18 protein-coding genes, 1 tRNA gene and 1 pseudogene are annotated in these 21,403 nt (G+C 48.0%); 12 read left to right on the top strand and 8 right to left on the bottom strand.

What is annotated here, in order from left to right; all coding sequences use genetic code 11:
- Positions 1–37 precede the first annotated feature (37 nt).
- The 5 genes and pseudogenes from BFR57_RS11025 to BFR57_RS11000 form a co-directional block, all read right to left on the bottom strand.
- Positions 38–1,083: pseudogene (locus BFR57_RS11025) on the bottom strand (IS3 family transposase).
- 111 nt (positions 1,084–1,194) lie between these two features.
- Positions 1,195–1,270: transfer RNA gene (locus tag BFR57_RS11015), tRNA-Phe, on the bottom strand.
- A 90-nt stretch (positions 1,271–1,360) separates the two neighbouring features.
- Positions 1,361–3,271 (bottom strand): biosynthetic arginine decarboxylase, encoded by a 1,911-nt coding sequence (gene speA, locus BFR57_RS11010; protein ID WP_071464055.1) that lies wholly within the window; start codon positions 3,269–3,271, stop codon positions 1,361–1,363.
- A gap of 4 nt (positions 3,272–3,275) precedes the next feature.
- Positions 3,276–4,190 carry an agmatinase gene (speB, locus tag BFR57_RS11005; RefSeq protein ID WP_071464054.1) on the bottom strand — a complete coding sequence of 305 codons (915 nt, stop codon included), beginning with the start codon at positions 4,188–4,190 and terminating at the stop codon, positions 3,276–3,278.
- Positions 4,191–4,207: 17 nt separating this feature from the next.
- Positions 4,208–5,251, bottom strand: a complete 1,044-nt coding sequence (locus BFR57_RS11000) for an ATP-dependent 6-phosphofructokinase (RefSeq protein WP_071464053.1) — start codon at positions 5,249–5,251, stop codon at positions 4,208–4,210.
- A 72-nt stretch (positions 5,252–5,323) separates the two neighbouring features.
- Here BFR57_RS11000 and BFR57_RS10995 point away from each other — a divergent pair, with 72 nt between their 5' ends.
- The gene (locus tag BFR57_RS10995) at positions 5,324–6,391 is read left to right on the top strand and encodes an Ldh family oxidoreductase (protein ID WP_071464052.1); all 1,068 of its coding nucleotides are present in this window, start codon (positions 5,324–5,326) and stop codon (positions 6,389–6,391) included.
- On the opposite strand, the gene pdxH is transcribed toward BFR57_RS10995, so the two are convergent.
- From pdxH to BFR57_RS10980, 3 genes are read right to left on the bottom strand one after another with little or no spacing between them, the layout of a single operon-like run.
- Positions 6,388–7,029 (bottom strand): pyridoxamine 5'-phosphate oxidase, encoded by a 642-nt coding sequence (pdxH, locus tag BFR57_RS10990; RefSeq protein WP_071464051.1) that lies wholly within the window; start codon positions 7,027–7,029, stop codon positions 6,388–6,390. The two genes, BFR57_RS10995 and pdxH, sit on opposite strands and share 4 nt — an antisense overlap.
- Before the next feature lie 13 nt (positions 7,030–7,042).
- Complete coding sequence (locus BFR57_RS10985; RefSeq protein ID WP_071464050.1) at positions 7,043–8,590, bottom strand: response regulator; 1,548 nt, start codon at positions 8,588–8,590, stop codon at positions 7,043–7,045.
- Complete coding sequence (locus BFR57_RS10980) at positions 8,583–10,259, bottom strand: amidohydrolase (protein WP_071464049.1); 1,677 nt, start codon at positions 10,257–10,259, stop codon at positions 8,583–8,585. Before BFR57_RS10980 ends, BFR57_RS10985 begins: the two co-directional genes overlap by 8 nt.
- 200 nt (positions 10,260–10,459) lie before the next feature.
- On the opposite strand from BFR57_RS10980, the gene BFR57_RS10975 reads away from it, so the two are divergent.
- The 11 genes from BFR57_RS10975 to fliJ all read left to right on the top strand — a co-directional run bounded on the left by BFR57_RS10975 (position 10,460) and on the right by fliJ (position 21,358).
- On the top strand, positions 10,460–11,083 hold the full coding sequence (locus BFR57_RS10975) for a response regulator transcription factor (RefSeq protein WP_071464048.1): 624 nt from the start codon (positions 10,460–10,462) through the stop codon (positions 11,081–11,083).
- A gap of 6 nt (positions 11,084–11,089) precedes the next feature.
- Entirely contained in the window at positions 11,090–11,620 is a 531-nt protein-coding gene (locus BFR57_RS10970) for a DUF1285 domain-containing protein (RefSeq protein WP_071464047.1), read from the top strand.
- Between the two features lie 11 nt (positions 11,621–11,631).
- A complete protein-coding gene (locus tag BFR57_RS10965) occupies positions 11,632–13,101 on the top strand; it encodes a sigma-54 dependent transcriptional regulator (protein WP_071464046.1) in 1,470 nt (489 codons plus the stop codon).
- Positions 13,102–13,202: 101 nt separating this feature from the next.
- On the top strand, positions 13,203–14,201 hold the full coding sequence (locus tag BFR57_RS10960) for a PAS domain-containing sensor histidine kinase (RefSeq protein WP_071464045.1): 999 nt from the start codon (positions 13,203–13,205) through the stop codon (positions 14,199–14,201).
- On the top strand, positions 14,194–15,585 hold the full coding sequence (locus BFR57_RS10955; RefSeq protein WP_071464044.1) for a sigma-54 dependent transcriptional regulator: 1,392 nt from the start codon (positions 14,194–14,196) through the stop codon (positions 15,583–15,585). Before BFR57_RS10960 ends, BFR57_RS10955 begins: the two co-directional genes overlap by 8 nt.
- Before the next feature lie 87 nt (positions 15,586–15,672).
- Positions 15,673–16,008: a flagellar hook-basal body complex protein FliE gene (gene fliE, locus BFR57_RS10950; protein ID WP_071464043.1), complete on the top strand. Its 336-nt coding sequence runs from the start codon at positions 15,673–15,675 to the stop codon at positions 16,006–16,008.
- Positions 16,009–16,031: 23 nt separating this feature from the next.
- Positions 16,032–17,744 (top strand): flagellar basal-body MS-ring/collar protein FliF, encoded by a 1,713-nt coding sequence (gene fliF, locus BFR57_RS10945; protein WP_071464042.1) that lies wholly within the window; start codon positions 16,032–16,034, stop codon positions 17,742–17,744.
- The gene (gene fliG / locus BFR57_RS10940) at positions 17,737–18,783 is read left to right on the top strand and encodes a flagellar motor switch protein FliG (protein WP_071464041.1); all 1,047 of its coding nucleotides are present in this window, start codon (positions 17,737–17,739) and stop codon (positions 18,781–18,783) included. The genes fliF and fliG overlap by 8 nt, the downstream gene beginning before the upstream one ends.
- Before the next feature lie 24 nt (positions 18,784–18,807).
- Entirely contained in the window at positions 18,808–19,557 is a 750-nt protein-coding gene (fliH, locus tag BFR57_RS10935; RefSeq protein WP_071464040.1) for a flagellar assembly protein FliH, read from the top strand.
- The gene (gene fliI, locus BFR57_RS10930) at positions 19,554–20,891 is read left to right on the top strand and encodes a flagellar protein export ATPase FliI (RefSeq protein ID WP_071464039.1); all 1,338 of its coding nucleotides are present in this window, start codon (positions 19,554–19,556) and stop codon (positions 20,889–20,891) included. Before fliH ends, fliI begins: the two co-directional genes overlap by 4 nt.
- Positions 20,892–20,902: 11 nt before the next feature.
- Positions 20,903–21,358: a flagellar export protein FliJ gene (fliJ, locus tag BFR57_RS10925; protein WP_071464038.1), complete on the top strand. Its 456-nt coding sequence runs from the start codon at positions 20,903–20,905 to the stop codon at positions 21,356–21,358.
- The last annotated feature ends 45 nt before the right edge of the window (positions 21,359–21,403 follow it).

Raw genomic sequence — 21,403 nt, 5'->3', positions numbered from 1 at the left:
AATACCCCATTTATAACACAGTCATCTCGTAGAGTATTTATGCCGCATTGCGGTACTCAAATGGCGTCATGTCATTGAGTGAATCGTGCGGCCGTTCGTTGTTGTATAGCTCAATCCAATCTTCGGTTATTTGCTTCACTTCGTTCAGGTTGTTGAAGATGTAGCAGTCGAGTACATCGTCGCGATAAGTTCGGTTAAACCGCTCAATATATGCGTTTTGGTATGGGCAGCCCGGCTTGATGTAATCAATCATGATGTCATGCGCTTTTGCCCAGTTAACGAATACTTCCGAGGTGAATTCGCTGCCATTATCAACCCGAATTTTTTCAGGGTAACCGTGCCACTCAGCAAGTTGCTCAAGATAGCGTATGACGCGCAATGACGGCATGCTGGTTGCAATATCAATACCTAAAACTTCGCGATTAAAGTCGTCAATAACGTTAAATGTGCGGAACCTGACTTTGTTGTGCAGGCTGTCACTCATAAAGTCCATTGACCAAAACTTACCCAATGCATTCGGTGCAGCTAACGGCTCTGGGTTACGGTTGGGCAGTCGCTTTTTGCCTTTGCGTCGCAGGTTCAGTTTAAGCTCAGTATAAACACGATAAACACGTTTGTGGTTCCAGCGGTGGCCTAGCTTTCGCAGGCGTTTAAAGCACTTTGGGAAACCCCACTGATGGTGCTTGTCGATTAAAGCATTCAAGGCATCAATGATTTCGTCATCATCGGTCAATTTCGGCTCGTAATAGTAAGCGGTACGGCTAATGCCAACCACATCACAGCACTTTACAACGCTCGCGTTATACTGCACCTGTAACTCGCGAGCCCAGATTTTCCGTTCTGCCACAGGTGCTAGAGCTTTTTTATAATATCTTCTTGCATCTGTGACTTGAGACTCAACTCAGCATACATCTGCTTAAGTCGACGGTTTTCTTCTTCAAGCTCTTTTAAGCGGCGCACATCAGACGCTTCCATGCCACCGTATTTTTCGCGCCATTTATAAAACGTTGAATTGCCGATACCGTACTTACGGCAGATATCTTTCATCGGCATACCGGCTTCGGCTTCACGCCCATCTTGCAGGGCAGCACTTGAAACGTGTAGCCAGCAATGTGGATGGGACAATTGGGACAAATCTGGGACAATGGGGGAAACAAAAAAGCCTCGCTGTTTCCAGCGAGGCCTTTAGAATAGTGGTGCCCGGAGGCGGAATCGAACCACCGACACGAGGATTTTCAATCCTCTGCTCTACCGACTGAGCTATCCGGGCGACGAGGCGTATTAAACGTTTTTTTCGTCTTCGAGTCAACCGCTTTTCTTAGGTTTTTTACCGTTTGGTCAGTAAATCACCATTTTGCGGTTAATCTACACGCAAATAGGTGCTGCCCGCCAAACATTTCTCGTAAAAGTTAGTCCACCGTACGCCCTCACGTGGCTGCAGATGACCTTTACGTACTTGGCGATCAATGTGCTTTTTAACCGTTTTAGCCATATATTCGGTGTTGTATTGCATCGTTGTCAGCACTTTTTCGGCTGATGTACCCGGTACAACTTCCTCAATATAGAAATCGCCCGGTTCATCGTCGTGGCAATAAACGTGCACTTCGGTTAAACGACCAAACAAGTTATGCATGTCACCCATAACATCCTGATAAGCGCCGGTTAAGAATAAGCCTACATGGTAGTTCTCATTCTTCTTCAGCTTATGCATCGGGATGTTTTCACGAATTTCTGTGCCTTCAATGTACTTACTCAGCTTACCGTCACTGTCGCAGGTAATATCAGCAATAGAGCAACGCACTTCGGGCTTCTCGTCAAGGCGCGAGATAGGCACAATCGGCAGTACTTGACCAATTGCCCAGGTGTCCGCAGCTGACTGGAAAATCGAGAAGTTACACAGGTACTGACTCGCCAGCATATCTTCAAGCTCATCCAGCTCTTGAATGAAAGCACTTTCCTCATCAAGGCCGGTGTGGATATCGGCGAGAATACGCCAATACATGGTATCAAGCTTAGCCATCTCCTGCAGCGAGAGGATACCGAGCTTAAATGCCTCGTATGCGCTTTGTTTGTAACCTGCCGCGTCGTTATAGCGCTCTTGAGGGTGATACTGTGCACCGTTAATAAACAGGTCACGCATGTTCTTGACCAGAATATGCTCGTCTTCGGTAGCACTTAAATCAAAGTCAGTGCCTGAAGGATTTACTTCGCCGACAATGTTCGAGACAACACAGCTGTGGTGCGCAGTCATGGCGCGACCACTCTCACTCACGATGTTAGGGTGAGGGACGTTCTCGAGGTCACAGACCTGTTTAATGCCCCATACCACGTCAGCAACATATTCCTCGGTTGAGTAGTTACGCGATGAGTCGGTGGTAGAACTGGTGCCGTCGTAATCGATACCTAAGCCGCCACCGATGTCTAAGTACTCAAGTTCAACGCCTTCTTGCACCAATTTGGCGTACAAACGCGCTCCCTCAGATACCGCTTCTTTAATTTTGCGAATATCCGAGAGCTGACTGCCGATATGAAAGTGCAATAACTTCGCGCAATGCAGCATGTCTTCTTCGCGCAAACGTTCAATGGCATTAAGAATTTCGGCAATACTCAGACCAAACTTAGCGCGATCACCGCTTGAGCCCGCCCATTTACCTGAGCTACGCACCATCATTTTTGAGCGCAAGCCAATCATTGGCTCAACACCGAGCTGCTTCGCAAGCGGGATCAGCATTTCGAGTTCACTGAATTTCTCGACCACGATGATCATTTTGCGTTTGAGTTGGCGTCCAAGCAGCGCCAAGGTCAAGTAGTCTTTATCTTTATAGCCATTTAATACCGTCAGCGCTTCAGGGTTGTCATTATATGCCATGACCGCCATGAGTTCTGGCTTTGAACCCGCTTCTAAACCGTAGTTATAGGGTTCGCCGGCATCCATGATCTCTTCGACCACTTCACGCATCTGGTTCACTTTAATGGGAAATACACCGCAGTACTGACCTTTGTATTCGGCTTCCTCAATACATTTGTTGAACGTCTCGTTAATGATCTCAACTTGTGAGCGCAAGATGTCATGAAAGCGGATAACTGCGGGCAGCTCGATACCTTCGGCAATAATTTCATCCACGACTTCGCGCATGTCGATGGTAATGTCGGGTAAACGGTGGTTAGGCGCGATTTTGATATTACCGTTCTCACCAATGGAGAAATATCCCGCACCCCAACGATTCACGCCGTAAAGTTCTTCAGCTTGGTCGATAGTCCAATCTGCCATCGGCTTATGCTCCTGCTTGCTCTAGTGTTAACAATACTTCGCGGACGATTTTTGCCGCGAATACATCTGAGTTGCCTGTTGGGTCGATTTTGGGAGATAACTCAACAATATCTGCGCCAATGAAGTTTTTCTCACGCAGGATCTTCATCAAACTGACGAATGAATGAAAGTCCTCGCCGCCCGGCTCTGGTGTACCTGTACCGGGCATAAATGCGGGGTCGAAGTAGTCGAGATCCAGCGTAAGGTAGATAGGGCGGTCGCCGGCGATCTCCTGCACCGATGTCAAAAAGTCCTGCCGCGATTTACGGATCGTGCCTTGTTGATTCATCCAGGTATATTCATCACGAGTGCCTGAACGAATACCATACTGAATAAGCTGGTGTTCTGGGCCGAAGTGATCGACCACGCGGCGAATTATCGACGCGTGTGAAAAGTGATAACCCAAGAAGCCATCACGCAAATCTGCGTGCGCATCAAGGTGTAACAACACCATATTGGGGTATTGTTTGAGATGCTTAACGATAGGCGCGTACGAAATCGAATGCTCACCCCCTAAGGTAATGAGCTTGGTTTTGGTCGCGGCTAAATCCAACGGTTCAAAAATCTGGTTAAAGTCATTATTGGCATGATGCCATTGTGCCTCAACGTCGTCGTCAAAACCCAAACGTAAGTTGCCTAGGTCAAAAAACTCGTAATCTTCCAGATCGGCATCCAAGTAGGGAGAATACGATTCAATATCTTCAGACACCGAACGAAGGCCATCCGGACCCTCTTTGGTACCTTTACGAAAACACGCGGTGCCATCAAAGCCGAAGCCAATGATGTGAATACTGCCAGGATGGATCGAAAATGAACGCTCGGCGCCAAAAAAAGGGCGCACGGGATCATTGGTCGCCACTGGAAGTGAAATTTCTGACATGGGCACAATACCTTACTTTACGCTTTGTCGACCGTGGCTTTATGACGATCTTTTTTGATCGGGTTAAAACACTTGGTCTGTATATCTATCAATTCTTGGCTCAGCACTTTGCGCTTGACCCAAGTGTCTTCGAGCGGTGTAGTAACCAGCTCGTTCTTCTCAATGCCGGCCATTACACCGGTAATGCCTTCTTGTACCAGTTGTACGGCATAAACGCCTAAACGGGTCGCTAAGATACGATCCATGGCCGTTGGGCGTCCACCACGTTGTACGTGACCGAGCAAACAAGGACGACATGGAAAGTTGAGTCGATCCTCAAGTTGCTCGGCTAAGCGCACTGCGCCGCCAGGCCATTGGTTTTCGCACAACACCATCACGTAACTGGAGTCACCACGCACGCGGTTCACGCCTTCGACGTGTTTAACCAATGCATCAATAGTGAGTGGTTTATCCTTTTGCAGTTCGGGTAAAATCATACGCTCTGCGCCGCTTGCCATGGCACTGCTAATCGCAATGTAGCCCGCGTTGCGACCCATGACTTCAACAATGAACACGCGGTCCATAGCTTCTGCGGTATCACGGATTTTATCGAGCGCGTCCATCGCGGTTTCTACCGCGGTATCGTAGCCAATCGTGTTGTCGGTTCCGAAAAGGTCGTTGTCGATGGTGCCGGGGATGCCAATAATAGGACCTTGCCAAAATTTAGCAAGATGATTTGCGCCTCTAAATGAACCATCACCACCAATGACAATAAATGCATCTACATTTTGCGCATCCAGGTTGCGTGCGGCCTCTATTCCGCCCTCATCGGTTTTAAAGCGTTCGCTGCGCGCGCTTTTAATAATGGTGCCGGAATATTGCAATATATGTTCAACTTCATCGCGACCGAGTTTCATATAGTCATTGTTTAGCAAGCCTTCATATCCATGACGAAAACCCACAACGTCTATTCCATCATGCTCGGCAGCTAATACCACTGCACGTAGTGCTGCATTCATACCGGGGGCGTCGCCACCGCTGGTAATTACGGCTATGCGTTCAATTAATCGACTAGATGACACCTGTTCTACTCCTTGCTATGGTCATTGGTGTAAGCTTACCGTTAGTAGTGTCGCTGACCAAGAGGAAATTTGATGAGCGAGCGTGATTGTCTGTTTGATTACAACGAATTGTTAGCGTGGGCCGACGAATGTCTGCAAGCAGTTGGTGCGTCTGGCGAAGTAGCTCGCCATGTTGCCTACTATTTACTTGAAGGTGACTTATTGGGCTACAGTACCCATGGTCTAATTCGGCTGCTGAATAATTGTCAGTGGTTGGAGCGTGGTGAGAGTCAGCCCAAAGGGCAACCTCAGGTACTGCAACAGCGTGCCGCCGTCGCCAATTGGGATGCGCAACGTTTACCGGGTCCTTATGTGATGCCAATGGCCATTAACGAAGCCATTCAGATGGCGAAACAGGCGGGCACTGGTACCATCACCGTTCGCCGTAGCCAACATATCGCCTCATTAGCTGCCTATTTAAGCCTAGCAACAGAGCAGGGCATGATGGTCAGTTTAATGTGCTCGACCCCAGGCCAGCGCGCCGTCGCTCCGTTTGGCGCTAAACAAGCGGTGTATTCGCCTAATCCGCTCGCTGTAGGTGTGCCTAGCTCTGGCGATCCTATTCTATTGGACATCAGTTTATCCATGACGGCCGCGGGCAAGGTACGTCAGGCAAAAGCCAATCAGCAGAAATTGCCTTATAACGCATTGGTCACGGCTCAGGGCGAATGGACCGATGACCCTGAGACGTTTTTCTCAGAACCGGGTAGTGCGATTGGTCCATTGGGTGGTGAGCTATTGGGCTATAAAGGTTATGGCTTAACGCTATTTAGTGAACTGTGGACGATGGCGCTGGCGCAGTATGGTCGGAATCAAGGCAAAGATGAGGGCGATGCCAACTGTGTTTGGGTTCAAGTTATTGACCCTTCGGCGTTTGGCGAGCAAAAAGCATTTATTACTCAGGTGGATGAGTTAATTGGTGACACCTTGGCGGCAAAACCGATTGCTGCGGACAACCCCGTGCGCATCCCCGGTCATCAAGCGCTGGCGCGCAAGCGCCAACAGCTTGAGAAAGGTGTACGTTATGCGCCCGCTACACTCAAAGTATTGCGTAAGTGCGCTGAGTTTTGTCAGCAGCCGTTACCGACAGCACTGAATTAAGGTTGTAATCGCTGCACGCTCCAATTATCTGCACTTGCTAAGCGGTAGATAAACCGGTCGTGTAAGCGATGCTCACCACCTTGCCAAAACTCAACTTCGCTCGGCACGATGCGGTAACCGCCCCAATGTTGTGGACGCGGTACTTGCTTGCCTTGATATTGCTCAAGCTGCTCTTGGTAGTAACGTACAAGCTCATCGCGACTGCCAATCGGCTGACTTTGATTAGAAATCAGTGCGGCTACTTGGCTTTCGAACGGGCGTGAATAAAAGTATTCGTCGTTTTCCTGTTCAGATAAAGGCTCGGCGTTACCACGAAAGTGCACTTGGCGCTCGAGTGCAAGCCAGGCAAAGTGACAAGAGACCTGGGGATTGAGTGCGATATCCTTACCTTTATGACTTTGCTTATTGGTAAAGAAGCGTAGCCCCGACTCGTCAAAGCCTTTGAGCAACACGATACGTTGACTCGGATGACTGTTGCTATCCACCGTGGCGACGGTCATTGCCGTTGGATCGCTGTTGAGACCGCACTCGACGGCATTGTTTAGCCAGCTCTCAAACAGCTTGAACGGCGTATTAGGCACATCAGACTCAGTCAAATGGCCAATGTTGTAATCTCGACGAATGGATTGAAGATCCATAATACCCTCGTGTTTAGATGATATCCGAATAACGTTGTCTGATTTTTTCCATTGCTTCGATATGATCGATCATGATGCCGACTAATTCAGGATCGAAAAACTCACCCGAGTGCAGCGTCAAATAATCGATCGCGGCGCCCGTATCCTGCGCATCGCGATATGAGCGTTGTGTGCGCAGTGCGTCATACTGACTGGTGATGGATAGAATTCGCGCATTGATATCAATCGCTTTCGCTTTTTTACGACTGGGGAAGCCCAGTCCATCCCAACGCTCATGAATATCTTGCGCAATACGTGCTGCGATTTGTGCAATTTCGGTATCGGTCTGGCTCAGATAGTCATGACCTTTGATTACGTTACTCATGATTTCTTCGTAATCATGAATCGATAGGGCATCGGCACTTTGAGCCAATTCCATTTGCACGGAGACTTTGCCGATATCGTACACTGATGCCGCTTGCTTCAGTTTTTCTGCGTCTTCGCTGGTAGCCCCCGTAGCAATTAACAATTGTCCGGCCATTTCAGCAGAACGCTTCACATGATGGCTAATATTGTCGACCGACCGTTTTTCGATAGCCTCACCTACGGAGTACAGCAACTCGCGCTGAGCTTCTCGCTCGGTTTCTCTCAAGTTAAGGTTATCGATTGCGATAGAGCTATTATTCACAAACAGGCCGAGTAAGTTTTGATCAAGCTCAGACAAATCTCGAACATCTTTGATGACGAGTAAATATTGTCGACCGCCCGTCGTTTTATAGAGTCCATAGTAATCGTTATTATGAATTCTAAATACCACCGAGCGTTGAAGGTTTTGCAGCTCGGCCACTAACGACCAGTCAATATCTTGTGTGACCGCCTGACCAACGGCTTGGGCATAGTCGCCGGTGCCTCCGATAATTTCAAACTCTTGATTGTCACGGGTCTTAGCGGTAAGACCATGGGTGCGACAATACATGGCATCATCAGAGTGAGTAATCAGTGCGACCAATTGTTCTAAAATACCCTGACACAAGGCGTGCATAGATTGGGCGCTGAACACTTCAGCTGATGCATTGATGACCTTTTCTAAACCGCGCTTATTACGTTCAATTGCATTAAGATCACGGTATGCGCGCAGACAGGAATACATTAAAGTGACGAGCTTGCGATAGGTCAGCTCGGTTTTTTCTTTGTAGTCGTCTATGTCGTAGCGAGCAATGACATCTTCTTCGGGCGCTTGGCCCGGTTGTCCCGTGCGCAATACGATACGAATCAGTCGATTCTGTAACTCTTGGCGGATCCAGCGTGCGACATCAAGTCCCGCATGGTCTGTTTCCATGACGACATCCAATAGCGTCATTGCGATGGCTGTATTATTGGATAAAAACTGTTTGGCTTCCTCGCCAGAATAAACTGAGTGAAACTTTAATGGACGCCCGTCGAGTTTAAAGTCGGCCAGCGCCATTTTTGTAATAGTGTGAATTTCCTCGTCATCATCGACGATCAGGATTTCATAAGGAGGTGCCGTGGTGAGCACCTCTTCTTCAGGTTCGTCCTCGGAGAATAAAAAATCATCATTCATTTGAATATACCTGCTCACCTGCGACAAAGGTTTGCTCAACGCCTACTTGCCAAATGTTTTTTGCATCAATTGCGAAGGGGTCTCGGTCGAGTACGATAAAATCAGCCCACTTGCCAGGCTCAATCGAGCCTAACGTGCTTTCTTGCCAACCCGCATACGCCGCATCAATCGTAAAGGCACGCAATGCTTGCTCGAGCGACATCGACTCTTCGGCGTACCAGCCGCCAGCAGGCATATCTTGGCGATCTTGGCGCGTTACAGCCGCATGCAAGCCGTAAAATGGGTTCGCAAGCTCAACCGGGAAGTCGGAGCCAGCAGCAATAATCGTACCTTGCTCGAGTAAGGTATGCCAGGCATATGCTCCCTTCATACGTGCTTTACCTAAGCGGTCTTCAGCCATGTTCTTGTCGCTTGTTGCGTGCGTGGGCTGCATGGAGGCGATGATATTCAAATCCTTAAAGCGCTGTAGGTCGTCTACATTGACGATTTGTGCGTGCTCAATGCGGTTACGTAAATTGCGCCCGCCCAATGTTTGATAGAACTCAGCGAAAGCGTCGAGTGCAATGCGGTTGGCACGGTCACCAATGGCATGCGTGTTTATTTGAAAGCCAAACGGAATGATTAATTGATATAACTTCCGTATATTTTCAACCGACGTTACGAGTAGACCATGGTTGTCGTGGTCGTCACTGTAAGGCTTAAGCAGTGCTGCGCCGCGACTTCCTAGTGCACCGTCAGCATAAATTTTTACGCTGCGAATAAAGAGTTTATCGTCATCGGTTCGGTAAGGTCCTTCAGCTAACAATTGGGGCAATTGTGGCTCGGTCGCTGCAATCATAGGATAAACGCGCATTGGCATCTCTCCTTGATGTTGCATACCTTTATAGATTGATAGGTCAACCGCAGGTACGCCGGCATCATGCACGGAGGTTATACCGAGCGATAGCAAATGGTTGAATGCCAGCTGAAAGGCTTGCTTTTTCTCACTCGCCGTAGGCTCTGGGATTAGCGGCTCAACTAAGTTGACGGCATTATCGATGAGCACGCCCGTTGGGTTACCTTGAGCGTCTTTGATGATTTGACCGCCATCCGGTGAGACTGTCTCACTGGTAATACCGGCGACTTCGAGTGCTTTTGAGTTGAGCCATGCCGCATGACCATCAACACGGGTCAAATAAACGGGGCGATCAGCGACGAACTCATCAAGCTGTTCTGCGGTTGGAAAACGTTTACTGGGCCAGTTTTCTTGGTTCCAGCCACGTCCTTTTATCCATTGGAGGTCGCGGTGCTGCTGAGCATAGTCGTTGACTGCATTAACGGCGTCGGATGCTGACTCGCTTGTACGTAGGTCGACTTGCAGTAAGCTTAGGCCCAAGCCCAATACGTGACCGTGGGCATCAATCAAACCAGGGAATACTGTTTTACCTTGTAAGTCGACACGTGTGAAATCGGGAAATTGTTGCGCAAGCTCGGCATCGCCCATCGCAATGAACTTGCCATTACGCACCGCAAAAGAACTGAACTGCGCAAGTTGTGCATCTTGTCCGGCGGGGCTTGTTAGCGTATATCCATTAACATTTGTATAAACTGTCTGTGCATTAATTGAGGTAGTAAAGAACGCGCTGAGTGCAATCAGCGAGGTCATAATTGAACGGCTAAATGATCTCATGTGAATTCCCTATAAATGAGTAATGAACTTACTATACAAGGTTTTTACACGAATGCATAAAGGACAAACATCACACAGCTGTTAATAAAATTAACAATTAGTCTGAAAAACTATATTAAGTTGCTTGAACACTTGCTCTCAATTGTAATTCGGGTATGCTAAAAGTTAAATAGGTAAGGATATTAAACGAGAGAAACCAGATGAAGATTTTAATTATTGATCCATCGTTCTTCATGCGTTCAGGACTCATACAATTACTGACCAACTATGCAACTCAGCCATCAATTTATGAGGCTGACTCGTTTGCGGTTGCCGAAAACTACCTTAAGGCAGATGAGTTCAATATCATCTTCGTAGAGATGGAGTTGCCTGATGAAGAAATCCGTCCGGCCTTACAGCGCCTGAAGCGTTTAGCGCCCTCAGCGCATTTAGTCCTATTCACTAAAGCAAAAGCGATTGGTGATGTGCGCCAAGTAATGGCCGCTGGAGTACGTAGCTATTTGCCAAAAGATGCTTCAGCGGAGCAAGCAAAAATGGCTATTCGGGGCTTGCTCAATGGCGATCGTTACTTACCTGACGACCCAAACCTTAACGAACCGCGTAATAAAAATAGCGGTGCTGAGAGCTTTTTATCACCGCGTCAGCTTGAAATTATGCAGTTATTAGCGCAAGGTTTATCGAATAAGGAAATTGCAAATATTTTGGGTATTACCGAGGGAACTATACGTGTTCACCTCTCGGCTATTTTCAAAGCCATTAAGGTATCCAACCGCACGGAAGCGACACTTTGGTACTTACTCCGTCAGAAAAAACTGGTTGATTAATCGCCTATGTCGCTGAACGATTTAGCTAAACAGCTTGAGTCGTATCATCACGCTCCTACCGAAAAGTGGGATCCGCCCTACTGTGGTGAGATCCCAATGTTTATTAATGAACAGGGCGAGTGGCTGTACCAAGGCTCGCCGATCACCCGCAAAGCGTTAGTTAAACTTTTTGCCTCTGTGCTTACCTTCGAGTCTGGCGAGTATTTTCTTATCACGCCTGCTGAAAAAATGAAAATTAGCGTTGCAGACGCGCCTTTTCTCATTATTGATTGGAAATTCTACGATTATGAGGGTGAGACAGTAATTCAAGTTGTCACCAACATTGATGAACGATATATTTTGAATGAACAACTGTTAAGTTATGTTAAGGATGACGTGCCTTACTTTGAACTTCCAACAGGCTTAACGGCGAAAGTTCATCGAAATGTATTTTATCAGTGGGTAGAGATTGCGCAGCAGCGCACACTACCTGAAGCAACTGAATTATTTCTTCATAGCGCCGGGCATGACTTTGTTATTGGTCGGTTGGCAAACTAAAGGGTTAACGCGTGGTAAACTCCTCTACGACAGAAGCTCGGGTGATCTATGTGCTCGAGTCGGATTCGGAGCGTAAGAAGCAATTGCAGACTGTACTCGACTTTATGGGCGAGCTCGTAGAGTGTCATACGCAGTGGTTAGATGACGACCAGTTAGATAACGCTCTCTGCATCATTGCGGGAGACGGCATTGATGACCTCGAAGCAGTAGCCGTTGAGTACCCTAATGTGCCTTTCATCTGTGCAAGTAAGCAGCATTTAAATGCCACTCGGCGAGTTAATGTGATTGGTGAGATTACTGAGTCACTGAGCTATGAAAACCTTTCTCATATTATTCGATACTGTCAGGCGTATCACCGCCATCTTCCGAGTCAACGTAAACATCAAGAGCAAACGGCGGACTTACTAGAAAAGCGTTTGGTCGGCCAAAGCCATGATATTCGCGAGATCCGCAAATTGATTCGCCAAGTTGCTGGGAGTGAAGCCAATGTGTTGGTTTTAGGTGAGTCTGGGACAGGTAAAGAGGTGGTCGCTAGAGGCATTCATGAACTTTCGCCTCGTTCTAAAGGACCTTTTGTCCCCGTTAACTGTGGGGCTATTCCTCCTGACCTTCTTGAAAGCGAGCTGTTTGGGCATGAAAAGGGTGCATTTACCGGAGCTATTGGTGTCCGAAAAGGACGCTTTGAATTAGCTCAAGGTGGCACGTTGTTTCTTGATGAGATTGGCGATATGCCTCTACCAATGCAGGTTAAACTGCTGCGCGTATTGCAGGAACGAATATTTGAGCGAATCGGTGGAAGTAAGAGTATTACTGCAGACGTGCGCGTCGTAGCTGCTACTCACCGTGAGCTTGAGGGGATGATTGCTGACGGGCGCTTCCGCGAGGATCTGTATTATCGACTGAATGTGTTTCCTATTGAAGTTCCCGCGTTGCGCGAGCGCTCTGAAGATGTGCCTTTATTATTGCGCGAAATCGCGCAGCGATTCAAAGCAGAGCGTGGCATTAGCGTTCGCCTAACCGATAGAGCGCTGCAGTCGTTAGAAGCGCATGCGTGGCCAGGTAACGTAAGAGAGTTATCGAACCTTATCGAGCGTCTTTCTATTACTCACCCCAACCAGTTGGTTGATGTAGGTGATCTTCCCCATAAATACCGGCACGTGGATAGTGAAGAGATAACACCTGAATACCCTGATGAGCTCGAGGAGCGAGATGCATTAAACGCTATTTTCTCTGACGATGACGATGACGAAGCCGAAGAAGAATTATCGGAAAGTGATGCTGGCGTGCTTGAGGCGAGTGCCGCGGATATTCCTGAAACCGGCGTCAATCTTAAAGATATGCTCGCTGAAATCGAAGTTGAAATGATCAAACAGGCGCTAGAACGCGCCGATGGTGTAGTCGCCAAAGCGGCTGATTTACTCAGTATGCGACGCACGACACTGGTCGAAAAAATGAAAAAGTACGACATCAATAAAGTGTGATGTTGTTTTTTTGACGCAGTTAACTGTTTGAAATAAATAGAAAAATTTAGGCACACCTTTTGCATTATTAGCGTAGGACTTTTTTTAGGATGCGCTAATCTATGCAATCTAATCATGCACTTATTGATGCAATGCCTAATGCGGTCATTCTGGTGAATGGCGATGGTGTTGTTGAATATTGCAACCCGAACAGTGTGCAATTGATGGGCGCCAATCTATGTGGCGAGCTTTGGCGCGATTGTGTCGCGCGCACCTTCACGCCACGCGCGGACGATTGGCACGAAGTATCGCTTCACAACGGTCGCAGGGTGCGAGTTGATATATCGAGCCTTCCCGACCAACCGGGTCAGTTAGTTGTATTGACTGATCTGACTGAAACACGTGACTTGCAAGCGCAACTTGCTCATTTACAACGACTTTCATCGATGGGTCGTATGGTCGCCTCATTGGCGCATCAAATTCGTACGCCGCTGTCGACAGCATTATTGTACGCTGAACATTTGTCCACCAGTCATCTAGACGCAGAACAGCGGGTAAAATTTAGTTCTAAATTAAAGACTCGGCTGCATGATCTTGAGCATCACGTCAACGACATGTTGTTGTTCGCCAAAAGTGGGCAGAAGAGCACCCTTGCCGATGTCGCTTCAAACCAGCTCATGACGCATATTGAGCAAACGGTTGAGGCCTATGCCAAACAACGCGGTATCGTCATTCAATGGCAATATGAAGCTTCACCTCAAACACTCAAAATCAATAAGACAGCCGTTGCTGGCGCCATTCAAAACCTTATCACTAACGCCATTGACGCCAGCCGTCAGAACCAGCCTGTCACGGTTGAAACAAAAACCGAAGCGGGATTGTGGTGCTGCTGCGTACGCGACTGTGGCGAGGGAATTGATGACGCAATGAAAGCAAGGCTTTTTACCCCCTTTGCGACCAATAAGCCTCACGGCACTGGATTAGGGCTCGCAGTCGTCGATACGGTTGCGAAAGCACACGGTGGGAAAATCGAGTGGCACTCTGAAAAAGGTCAAGGTAGCGAATTCATGATTATGTTTCCAACCATTCAGCAATCCAACTTGGAGGTGCGTTATGGATAGTCCAACCATTCTAGTGGTTGAGGATGACGCGGCTTTGAGAGAGGCCATCACCGATACCCTCGAACTCGCAAATTATCAGTGTCTGCATGCAGATAATGGTGAATCGGCACTATTAAAGCTTAAAAAAAATAGCGTTGACTTGGTTGTAAGTGACGTGCAGATGCCAGGTATGAATGGGCTTCAACTGCTTAGAAATATTAAACATCTACAGATTGATGTACCGGTGGTGATGATGACCGCGTATGCGAAAGTGGATGATGCGGTTGTGGCGATGCGCGAAGGTGCTATCGACTATTTAAGTAAGCCATTTTCGATAGATGAATTGACGCAACTGGTTCAACGTTATGCACCTATCGAAGAAGCTGCTAGTCATGGTGTGGTCGCACGAGATAAATCAAGTTTAGCCTTACTTGAGTTAGCCAAAAAAGTCGCACGTACCAATGCGACGGTACTTATTACTGGACCAAGTGGTACGGGTAAAGAAGTGCTTGCGCGTTACATTCATCAGCAGTCGGGTCGCGATCAGCGTCCCTTTATAGCAGTTAACTGTGCCGCTATTCCAGAGACTATGCTTGAGTCGTTGTTATTTGGCTATGAGAAAGGGGCTTTTACTGGGGCGACTCAATCATCGCCCGGTAAGTTTGAGCTTGCGCAAGGCGGTACGCTGTTGCTTGATGAAGTGACAGAAATGGATATCGCATTGCAAGCTAAGCTGTTGCGAGTGATTCAGGAGCGCCAAGTTGAGCGGCTAGGCGCGCGCAAAGCGGTTCGATTGGATGTGAGAATTATTGCCACGTCCAACCGAGATATTCAAGTAGCCGTAGCGGAAGGGACCTTTCGTGAGGACTTAATGTATCGGTTGAATGTGTTTCCATTGAAGTGGCTGCCCCTAGCTGAGCGACCCGATGATATCGAGCCTATCGCCGAGTCACTGATTGCGCGACACCGACAGCGGTTGGGGATTAGAGAACCGGTGAGTTTGTCGGACGGGGCACGTCAACAATTATGCATTCATAGTTGGCCAGGAAATATCCGTGAACTAGAAAATGTCATTCAACGTGCACTGGTACTTCATCAAAACGGTGAAATCCATCCGGCCGATCTGATGCTGGACGTGGTCCCTGGCTCTCAGGTGCTACCAGAACAAGTGTCTCAAAATGCTGAGCTCATTGCTTCTCAGCCAAAAGAGCATGTAGTACCCGATAATATGGAGCAGAGCGAGGATTTAGGTGAGTCGCTGTTTATGCAGGAGTATCGTATTATTAAGCAGTCACTCGAGCGCCATGATGGTAAACGTAAACCTGTGGCGGAAGAACTTGGCATCTCGCCTCGTACGCTGCGTTATAAACTTGCAAAAATACGAGATAACGGACTGAGTCTATAATCAATTCTGCGCCAATCCAAAGTTGGCACTCTACTTGCATCATCCTAAGTAACACGTTACGCCGTAAGTTTTTTGACGGAGAAAAAGATGAAAGTAGATGCCAACGCGGCCTATCAACAATGGCGCGAACTCACAACGCAATCTGCCAACCTGGACCAAGCGCAAAACAACAATGCGTTAAAGGTCGAGAACTCGGCAAACGCTGATTTTTCCAATCTACTTAAAATGGCTGTAGACAATGTTAATGAGCTACAGCAAACCTCAGGTGATTTAAAAACCCGAATGGAGCTTGGTGACCCTAACGTCACGCTTGAGCAGACCATGATCGCAAGTCAAAAAGCCAGTATTGCTTTTGAGGCGACGGTGCAGGTACGCAACAAAATGGTAGAAGCGTACAAAGAAATCATGTCAATGCCGGTATAACCGTATTAGTTGGAGAATGAGCTGTGGCTGAATCAACAGATTTAATGGTAACTGAAGGCGCGGGTGGCAACTCGGCAGAGACAAGCGATCAGGCTGGCGATAAGCAAACGATTGTTGAGAAGCTGGCTAATTTCGACATGCTGCGCCAGGTCGTCGTAATTTTGGCGCTTGCGATTTGTGTCGCTATCGCAATCTTTATCATGCTCTGGGCCCAAGAATCGACTTTCCGTCCTTTAGCTAAGATGGAAACCGAACAGCTCGTAGGAACGCTTGATTACCTAGATGCCAACAATATTGAATATAAAGTCGATGGCAATGTTGTGTCGGTGCCCGAAGAGCGATACGACGCGATCAAATTACAGCTAACCCGGGCCGGGGTTGATTATGGCCAGTCGGAGAACAACGGTTCCGATATATTGATGAGTGAACCAGGCTTTGGTGTCAGTCAACGCTTAGAACGTGAACGTTTGATTCACTCTCGTGAAATACAGTTGGCTCGTGCAATAGAAGAAATGCGTGCGGTTTCGGCTGCTCGTGTATTACTTGCTGTACCAAAAGAAAACGTATTCGCACGCCGAGAAAAGCAACCCAAAGCATCGGTCATGCTTAATGTTAAGGGCAACCAGTCGCTGAGTGAGGAAGAAATCGCCTCAATCGTTGATATGGTCGCTTCATCAGTGACCAGCTTAGAAACCTCTCAGGTTACGGTCACCGATCAAAATGGACGTTTGTTGAACTCAGGATCGCAAAGCGCGTTGGCGGCGACAAATAGTCGTGAGTATCAGCTTGAGCGCAAACGTGAGGAAGAATACCTCAATAAAATCGATAGTATTTTGATACCTGTCTTAGGCTACGATAATTACACAGCACAAGTTGATGTCACCATGGACTTTACCCAGTCAGAAAAGACACAGCGCTTGTACAACCCCGACATGCCTGCGATTCGTAGCGAAATGACCGTTGAGAATCGCAGTGCAGGCTCAGCGATAGGTGGCATCCCTGGGGCACTCAGTAATCAACCGCCACTAGAGTCGGATATTCCTGAAGAAGCCGGCGGCGGTGCCAATCAACGCGATGCGAGTGGCTCGATGCACCGTGAGGCAACGCGTAATTACGAGCTCGACAATACGGTCAGTTATACTCGTAGCCAAACAGGCACAATTGAACGGCTGAGCGTTTCCGTCGCCGTGAATCAGCCGACCACCACTAATGCAGAGGGTGAGCAAGTCTCGACGCCTGCATCACCTGAACAATTAGCAAATATTCGTCGCCTTTTACAAGGTGGTATTGGCTTTGACCTTAGCCGAGGTGATACGATTGAGGTAGTTTCTGTACCATTTGCTCAACTACCTGATTTAGGTGCGGGAGAGACCGCGATTTGGGATCAGCCTTGGTTCTGGCGTGCCGCACGCTTAGTGATGGGTGGATTGGTTATTTTGGTGCTGATACTGGCTGTGGTACGGCCAATGCTGAAGAAACTGATTAATCCGACTCAAGAACTGGAAGATGATGCGCACTCAATGCTTGAAGATGACGAGATGATGGGTGACGAGACCATTGACTTACTATCATCTCAGTTTGATGAGAGTTCGGTCGGATTCGGACCCGATGGAAGTTTGCAACTTCCGGACTTACATAAAGATGAAGATTTGCTGAAGGCTGTTCGTGCATTGGTTGCTAATGAGCCTGAGCTATCTTCTCAAGTGGTTAAAGCGTGGTTAAACGAAGATGCCTAATACAGATATTCGCACCAAGCGCAGTGAACAAGATTTTGACGTAACGCAACTCGAGGGCGTTGAAAAGGCTGCTATTTTACTGCTGAGCCTCTCTGAAGAAGACGCCGCTCAGATACTCAAACACTTAGAGCCCAAGCAAGTACAGAAAGTCGGTACGGCGATGGCGAGTCTTGAAGATTTTAACCAAGACAAAGTAAATGCAGTTCACAATCTGTTCTTAGAAGAGATCCAGAAATTCACCAATATTGGCTTCAAGAGCGAAGAGTTTGTTCGCAAAGCTCTGACATCAGCTTTAGGTGAAGATAAAGCGGGCAATCTGATTGAGCAGATCGTCATGGGGGGTGGCGCGAAAGGATTGGATTCACTTAAGTGGATGGACTCGAAACAGGTTGCGACCATCATTCGTAACGAGCACCCGCAGATACAGACCATTGTTTTGTCATACTTGGATGCTGAGCAGAGTGCCGAGATTATGGCGCAGTTCCCAGAGAAAGTGCGATTAGATTTAATGATGCGGATTGCCAACCTGGAAGAAGTGCAACCAGCAGCATTGCAAGAATTGAACGAAATCATGGAGAAACAGTTTGCCGGTCAGGCGGGTGCACAGGCTGCGAAGATGGGTGGCCTAAAGGCCGCAGCCGATATCATGAACTACCTCGATACCAATATCGAAGGACAGTTGATGGACGCCATCCGAGAACAAGACGAAGAGATGAGTCAGCAGATTCAGGACCTGATGTTTGTGTTCGAAAACTTGGTCGATGTCGACGATCGTGGTATCCAGACCTTGTTGCGTGAAGTTGAAGGTGACACCTTGCAGAAAGCACTTAAAGGCGCTGACGATACGGTTAAAGAGAAAGTATTTAAGAATATGTCGAAACGTGCGGGCGATATGCTGCGTGATGATCTCGAAGCGATGGGACCTGTTCGTATTAGCGATGTAGAAGCAGCACAGAAAGATATCCTTGCCGTAGCACGTCGCTTAGCGGACGCTGGTGAGATTATGCTCGGCGGCGGTGGTGGCGACGAGTTCTTATAACGAGATGGATAGGAACCTGCAGTCATGAGCGAGCGGCATTCTATGAAAACTTGGGATTTACCTGATATCACTACGGATGAAGCGAAAACAGGTGAGCAACGTAATGCGCTAAATAAGCCAAGAAAGTGGCATTATGAGCCACCTGAAGAAGAGGCTGAAGAGCAAGCGCCTGAGCCACTGACAGCACAGCAGTTAGAGGAGATACGTGAAGCTGCGCGAGAAGAAGGTTTCAAAGCCGGTTTTGAACAGGGCTATCAAGAAGGTGTCGAGCAAGGCGAACACGCGGGTTTAGAACAAGGTCGTGAGAAAGGCTTTCAGTCTGGTTTTGAACAAGGTTTGGCCGATGGCAAAGCAAAAATGGCTGAAGCTGAGCAGCGTTTAGTGCACGTGATTAATGGCTTAGCGCAACCGACCCAACAATTGACGGAAACGTTGCGTCAGCAATTGCTTGAGCTCGTGTTAAATTTGACGCGAACGGTGTGTTTAGATGAGCCCTTGCATAACGAAAACATTATTAAGAAGGCATTTCAACAAGCGTTAGAGGTGCTACCTGTCACTGATCAGCGCGTCATTATCCACTTAAACCCTGAAGATCTTGAGCTTATTCAAGTCAGTCTGGGTGAAGAGCATTTAAAAGAAAAAGGTTGGCTGTTGAGTAAAGATGAACTGCTCGAACGCGGCGGGTGTCGTGTAACGACCGAGAGTTCGAGCGTTGACTACTCGTTATCGAGCCGTATTGATCTGATTTTTGAGAAGTTGCAGGGATCGTCATGAGCGATGTGCTGACGGACTACTTCACCACCTTGAATAAACGTGTCAGACCTGCCCCTGTATTGGTATCTGGCTATTTAACGCGCGTGGTCGGCTTGATGTTTGAAGCGGTCGGCGTGCGTGCCCCGATTGGTGCGACCTGTGCCGTTGAGTCAGCGCATGGCGAGATAGAGGCAGAGGTGGTTGGCTTTGAAGGACAAACAAGTTACCTGATACCGATGGATGACGCTCATGGCGTTGTACCCGGGGCGAAAGTCAAACCCTTGACGCGTACAGAACAATTACCCCTTGGACTGGAGCTACTCGGACGGGTTATTGATGCGCGCGGCCATCCGCTTGATGGGAAAGGACCTGTATTGACCGATAATCAAAAAGCCTATCGTAGCTTACCAATAAACCCATTGAATCGCCGCCCAGTTAAGTCACCTCTGGATGTGGGTGTTAATGCAATTAACGCCTGTATTACGGTGGGTCAGGGCCAACGTATGGGATTATTTGCTGGTAGTGGCGTCGGTAAAAGTGTGTTATTAGGTATGATGACCAAAGGAACCAACGCCGATGTCATTGTGGTCGGACTCATCGGTGAACGGGGTCGTGAGGTTAAAGAATTTATTGATGAGATTCTGGGTGAAGAAGGCTTAGAGAAGGCGGTGGTAGTTGCATCTCCTGCTGATCAGTCGCCCTTATTACGCTTACGCGGTTGTGAGACGGCAGCTAAAGTTGCTGAGTACTTTCGCGATCAAGGTCTTAACGTATTGTTGTTGATGGATTCTCTGACTCGCTATGCAATGGCACAACGCGAAATCGCGCTGGCAGTGGGCGAGCCGCCCGCCACAAAAGGTTATCCCCCCTCGGTATTTGCTCGTTTACCTGCACTTGTTGAGCGTGCCGGCAATGGCGGTGGTACGCAAGGTTCTATTACTGCATTTTATACTGTATTGACGGAAGGCGACGACTTGCAGGATCCCATCGCTGACTCGGCACGTGCAATCCTTGATGGTCATATTGTTCTCAATCGCGAATTAGCGGACTCTGGGCATTATCCCGCTATTGATATTGAAGCTTCGATTAGCCGTGTTATGCCACAAGTGGTCTCGGAGGAACATCTACAGCGAGCAACGAAGGTCCGACAATGGTATTCATCCTATCGTAAAAATCGTGACTTGATATCGATAGGTGCCTATAACAAAGGCTCTGACGCCAAAATAGATGAAGCTATTGCGATGCAGCCGCAGGTAGAGAACTTTTTGATACAAAGAATGAATGAGGTCATTAGCTACGATGAAAGCTTAGTGAAGTTGCAACAACTCACCCAACGCGCGTTTATTAACCGCTAGGAGTTCACGCAATGGCCGAGCTTACTCAATTAGAGATGCTATTGGAACTAGAGCAACAGCGCACCGATAAGTTAGCGCAGCATTTTGGTCAAGCTAAGCAACAGTTACTTAGTGAACAACAACGGCTCGATGGCTTAGTGCAATATCGTTTAGATTACCTCAACCAATTGCATGCCCGAGGCTCGGGTGGAATTCAGTCGATTCAGTTTGGTCAGTATCATGCCTTTGTCGGCAAGCTCGATGAAGGGGTTGAACAGCTGCATCAAGTGATTCAGCAGCTAAACCAAGTAGTAGAGCAACGCAAACAGCAATGGCTGGCACAACGCCGTAAAGCTGAGTCGATCGAAATATTGATCGAAAATAAAAGGCGTGCAGCCGAGCGCACTCGTGCTCGAAAAGAGCAAAAGAATTTGGATGACTTTTCGACTCAGCGCTTTATACGAGGAAAACGTTCAAGGTTGGTATAAATATTGCTTTGATTAGTTTAATCGAATCAAAGCAGCAGAAGCGTC

The sequence above is a fragment of the Idiomarina sp. MD25a genome (assembly GCF_001870515.1).
GTDB lineage: Bacteria > Pseudomonadota > Gammaproteobacteria > Enterobacterales > Alteromonadaceae > Idiomarina.
Note: the sequence above shows the minus strand (reverse complement) of the source record. Positions and strands in the feature narration are given on the sequence as shown.